Annotated in this window: 4 protein-coding genes and 1 pseudogene; 3 read left to right on the top strand and 2 right to left on the bottom strand. The window is 65.0% G+C overall.

Annotated elements, in window-relative coordinates; all coding sequences use genetic code 11:
* Window positions 1-40 precede the first annotated feature (40 nt).
* Window positions 41-640 (bottom strand): hypothetical protein, encoded by a 600-nt coding sequence (locus AC5RWX_RS30175; RefSeq protein ID WP_494099892.1) that lies wholly within the window; start codon window positions 638-640, stop codon window positions 41-43.
* A gap of 129 nt (window positions 641-769) precedes the next feature.
* Window positions 770-1242 (bottom strand): annotated as a pseudogene (locus tag AC5RWX_RS30170) (Lrp/AsnC family transcriptional regulator).
* A 192-nt stretch (window positions 1243-1434) separates the two neighbouring features.
* Here AC5RWX_RS30170 and pdhA point away from each other — a divergent pair.
* The 3 genes from pdhA to AC5RWX_RS30155 all read left to right on the top strand — a co-directional run.
* Entirely contained in the window at window positions 1435-2625 is a 1191-nt protein-coding gene (gene pdhA, locus AC5RWX_RS30165) for a pyruvate dehydrogenase (acetyl-transferring) E1 component subunit alpha (protein WP_494099891.1), read from the top strand.
* Window positions 2625-3635 carry an alpha-ketoacid dehydrogenase subunit beta gene (locus AC5RWX_RS30160; protein ID WP_494099890.1) on the top strand — a complete coding sequence of 337 codons (1011 nt, stop codon included), beginning with the start codon at window positions 2625-2627 and terminating at the stop codon, window positions 3633-3635. The genes pdhA and AC5RWX_RS30160 overlap by 1 nt, the downstream gene beginning before the upstream one ends.
* 8 nt (window positions 3636-3643) lie before the next feature.
* Window positions 3644-4948, top strand: a 1305-nt coding sequence (locus tag AC5RWX_RS30155) for a dihydrolipoamide acetyltransferase family protein (protein ID WP_494099889.1), incomplete at its 3' end; no start/stop codon positions are given.

Here is a 4948-nt window from a genome sequence, read left to right as displayed (position 1 = left end):
CGTGTCTGCTCTTTCGTGTCTGCGTGGCTGATCTTTGGAGCTAGGCCTTGGGCCGCAGCTTGATGTTGGTCATCTTGAGGTCGTCGGTGCCTTCAAAGCGGTACGCCAGATCCACTTCCTTGCCCTCACAGGTGATGACGCCCGCCACGTCCGCTGCCTTGACCCCGTTGTCGGTGGTCACCTGGAGGTCGTTGTAGGACGGCTTGCACTGGTCGTTCATCTCCAGCGTTCCCACGCCGCTGATAAACGCTTCCTTGGACAGCTGTTCCTTCAGGGCGGGGTCGAGGTACTCATCGTAAGCCTGGGAACTCTGTCCGCTGATGACCAGCGTAGTGAACCCGTCAGCAAGGCCCTTGGCCTGGTGGGTGGCGCTGCCCACCACGTTGACCAGGATGATGATGCCCAGGACCACCAGGAGCAGGACCCCGCCAATGCCCGCCAGGATGATCCACAGTTTCCGCCGGCTCTTGCGCGGGGGCTGCTGGCCCGGCAGCCCGAACGGGCCGGGCTCACCGTAACTGCCGGCAGGAGCCTGGTAGATTTGCCCGCCATGGCCCGGCGGCTGCTGCGGGGGTGCGGGTGGCTGATGCGGGGCATGTGCGGGCTGTCCCGGCTGGTACGGTTCCTGAGGATTGCCCAAAATGGAGCCTTTCCGGCGTGCTGCATCGGCACCGCCTGATTGCGGGGCCCTCCCGGAACCCCTGATAACTTGCAACAGCCTATAGCCCGCGCTGCCGCCGCCGTACTTCATGCCCGGCCGCCGGCACTGTCAGCTGCCCTGCGGGCCCCGGTCCAGCAGGGGCTGTATCCGGAAGGGGATAAGTTCGCCCATCGCCAGGGCCGTGTCGGTCCGGTCCACCCCGTCGCACGCCAGAATCTTCCCGTTAATACGGAAGAGGTCCTCGGCATCCAGGGCCACCACCCGGAGCAGCAGGTCGGCGGAGCCGGTGAGCCCGTAACCCTCCATGATTTCCGGAATATCCGCCAGGTCCGTCGCCAGTTGGACAAGCTTTTGCTGCTGGACATGGACGGAAATGAATGCCATCAGCGGTACCCGAGTGCCACCGGATTGATCCTGCGTTCGAAGGAAAGGAAGACGTGCTTTTTCTCCAGCTGGGCCATCCGCGCCTGCACTGTATTCCTGGAGAGGCCGAGCTTCTGGGCCAGCGCCACCACCGTTCGCCGGGGATCCTGCGCCAACGCGGACAGAAGGCGGGTGTCAGTGCCATCCAAAGCCTGCATAATGCGCAACGTTAGCACCGTCATGAGGCGCCGGGCAGAGCATTGTGCTCAGTGATCACCGTGGTGGTTGTACCCAATGAGCATTGTGAGTAGGGTCACAGTATCCGGAGCAACGGCGCCCGGAAGGCCGGCGGCCAACGGGATCACAAGTCCTGGCTCCGCTGGTCAACGACGTAAGAAGGTGCGGCTATCGTGTCTACAGACGAAACGGGCCAAAACGGCACAGGTGCCCCGAATGCAGGTGCCAGCAGTGCCGCTGCCAGGGCGGACATCCACGGACAGGGCAGAAGCTTCGTCCAGCTGATTACTCCGGCGGGGGAGCGGGTGAGCCACCCCGAATTCGACCCCTGGGTGCAGGACATCACGGACGAGCAGCTGTGCGCGCTCTTTGAGGATATGACCGTCATCCGGCGCATCGACGTCGAAGCAACGGCCCTGCAAAGGCAAGGTGAGCTCGCGTTGTGGCCGCCGCTGCTGGGCCAGGAAGCAGCTCAGATCGGCTCCGGCCGGTCCCTCCGCCCCGACGACTTCGTGTTCTCCAGCTACCGCGAGAACGGTGTTGCATACTGCAGGGGAGCGGACCTGACGGACATCGTCCGCGTTTGGCGCGGGAACGCCTCCTCCGGCTGGGACCCGTACTCGATCAATATGGCCACGCCACAGATCATCATTGGAGCCCAGACCCTGCACGCCACCGGCTATGCCATGGGTATCCAGAACGACGGCGCCGATTCCGCGGCGGTAACGTACTTCGGCGACGGAGCGACCAGCGAGGGCGACGTCAACGAGGCCATGGTCTTCGCCGCGAGCTTCCAGGTCCCGGTAGTGTTCTTCTGCACCAACAACCACTGGGCAATCTCCGAACCGGTGCGGCTTCAGTCGCGAGTCCAGCTGGCGGACAGGGCGGCCGGGTTCGGCATTCCAAGCCTGCGGGTGGACGGCAACGACGTCCTGGCGGTGATGGCAGCAACGCGGGTGGCCCTGGACCGGGCGCGGCGCGGCGGTGGTCCGACGTTCATTGAGGCGGTCAGCTACCGGATGGGTCCGCACACCACTGCCGATGACCCCACCCGCTACCGTGACGCCAATGAGCTGGAGGACTGGGCAGCGAAGGACCCGATCAGCCGGGTGGAGGCACTTTTGGACCGCAAGGGGCTGCTGACGGCAGCGCTGAAACAACAGGTCAAGGACAAGGCCGACGCCGTAGCCTTGGAAATGCGCACGGGCTGCACCACCCTGCCGGAGCCGCAGCCGATGGATGTCTTCAGACACGTCTACAGCACCCCCAACTCCTGGCTGGACCGGCAGCAGGACCATTACGCCCGTTACCTGGCCTCCTTCTGTGATCCCGCAGAAGCCGTAGAAGAAGAAGGTGCACGCTGATGACCCAGATGACCTTTGCCCGTGCAATCAACGCCGGCCTGCGCAAATCTTTGGAGAACGATCCCAAGGTGGTCCTCCTGGGCGAAGACGTTGGTGCCCTGGGTGGCGTCTTCAGGATTACCGACGGCCTCCAAAAGGACTTCGGCAAGCACCGGGTGGTGGACACGCCCCTGGCAGAGTCAGCGATCGTGGGAACGGCCGTGGGGCTTGCCTACCGCGGTTACCGCCCCGTGGTGGAGATCCAGTTCGACGGTTTTATCTACCCTGCGTTCGACCAAATCGTCAGCCAGGTGGCAAAGCTCCACTACCGGACGCGCGGCGCGGTGAAAATGCCCATTACCATCAGGGTCCCGTTCGGCGGCGGCATCGGTTCACCCGAGCACCATTCCGAGTCCCCGGAAGCCTACTTCACCCACACCTCGGGCCTGCGCGTGGTGACAGTCTCGAGCCCGCAGGACGCCCACACTGTTATCCAGCAGGCCATTTCCTGCGACGATCCTGTCCTGTACTTCGAGCCCAAGCGCCGCTATCACGACAAGGGCGAGGTAGACGAGTCCCTTGATCCGCTCTCCGCAGTGCCCATGGATCAGGCGAGGGTTCTGGCGAAAGGTACGGACGTCACTTTGGTGGCCTACGGACCCTTGGTGAAGACGGCCCGGGACGCCGCCCTGGCCGCCGCAGACGAAGGCATATCCATCGAGGTCATCGACCTGCGCTCGCTGGCACCGGTGGACTACGACACCGTAGTGGCCTCGGTCCGCAGGACCGGCCGGCTGGTGGTGACGCACGAGGCCGGCCAATCCGGAGGGCTCGGCGCGGAGGTGGCGGCCAGCATCACCGAGCGGTGCTTCTATTACCTTGAGGCGGCGCCGGTCCGGGTGACCGGCTTCGACATCCCGTACCCGTACTCCAAGCTTGAAATGCACCACCTGCCGGGCCTGGACCGCATCCTCGACGGCGTGGACCGTGCCCTGGGCCGGCCGAATTCCCTCAGCGGGCTGGAAGGATGAACGCCACCATGATCAAGGAATTTCGGCTCCCGGACCTGGGTGAAGGGCTTACTGAATCGGAAATCCTCAGCTGGAAGGTTGGGGTGGGCGATACTGTCAGCCTCAACCAGGTGATCGCCGAGGTCGAAACCGCCAAGGCGGTGGTGGAGCTTCCGTCCCCTTTCGCAGGGGTCATCCGGGAACTCCATGAACAGCCCGGCACCATCGTGGAGGTGGGCAAGCCCATCGTTTCGTTCGAAGTATCGGACGACGCCGCGGCCCCCTCGCCAGGGCCCGATGCCCCCGCTTGGTCCCCGGCATCCCCGACGTCGGGACTGGGGGCGGTGGAGGCAGGGGAGGCCACAAGGCAACCCAATCTCGTGGGGTACGGCGCCGTCGTCGAAAGCTCCGCCCGGCCGGCACGGCGGGCCCGCAATTTCCGCCCGGCGGTTGAGCCTGGGACAACCCGTTCTCCGCTGGTGGAGCGTGACGACGCCAAGCCCGCCGAAACCCGCCCCCGGTCCACCCCGCCGGTGCGAAAGCTTGCCAAGGACCTTGGAGTGGACCTGGCCATGGTGGCCGGGACCGGGCCGCACGGACTGATCACCCGTGAGGACGTCCAGCACTTTCTCGGTGGCCGTTCCGGCGACGCAGCACATGAAGCAGCTCCGGCCGGGGTTCAGGCCCGTCAGGGGGAGCGGGAAACCCGGATGCCCATCAAGGGCGTGCGGAAGTTCACCGCAGCCGCCATGGTGGCGAGCGCCTTCACTGCCCCGCATGTTACCGAGTTCCTCACTGTAGATGTCACCCCGGCCATGGACCTGCTCTCCAGGCTGAGGAGCAACCGTGAATTCAGCGGGCACAAGCTGACGCCGCTCACCCTGGCGGCGAAAGCTGTGCTTATTGCCCTTCGTCGGAACCCGGCCCTGAACGCGCGCTGGGACGAGGAAAACCAGGAAATCGTGGCGTTCAACTACGTCAACCTGGGCATTGCGGCCGCCACACCACGGGGACTGACCGTTCCCAACATCAAGGATGCAGACTCGCTGTCGCTGCTGCAGCTGGCCGCGGCGCTGGCCGAACTCACCGAAACGGCCAGGGCCGGCAAAACCACACCGGCGGACCTGTCCGGGGGAACCATCTCGATCACCAACATCGGCGTCTTCGGAATCGACGCCGGTACGCCCATCCTCAACCCGGGGGAGGCCGCGATCCTCGCACTGGGGGCGGTGCGGAACTTGCCGTGGGAGTATCAGGGCGAGGTGGCCCTGCGCCAGGTGCTTACGCTAAGCCTGTCCTTTGACCACCGCCTGGTGGACGGAGAGCAAGGCTCG

Source organism: Arthrobacter sp. SPT-J7, assembly GCF_059089965.1.
The sequence above is the reverse complement of the archived record's forward strand: the minus strand, read 5'-3'. Positions and strand labels throughout refer to the sequence as shown.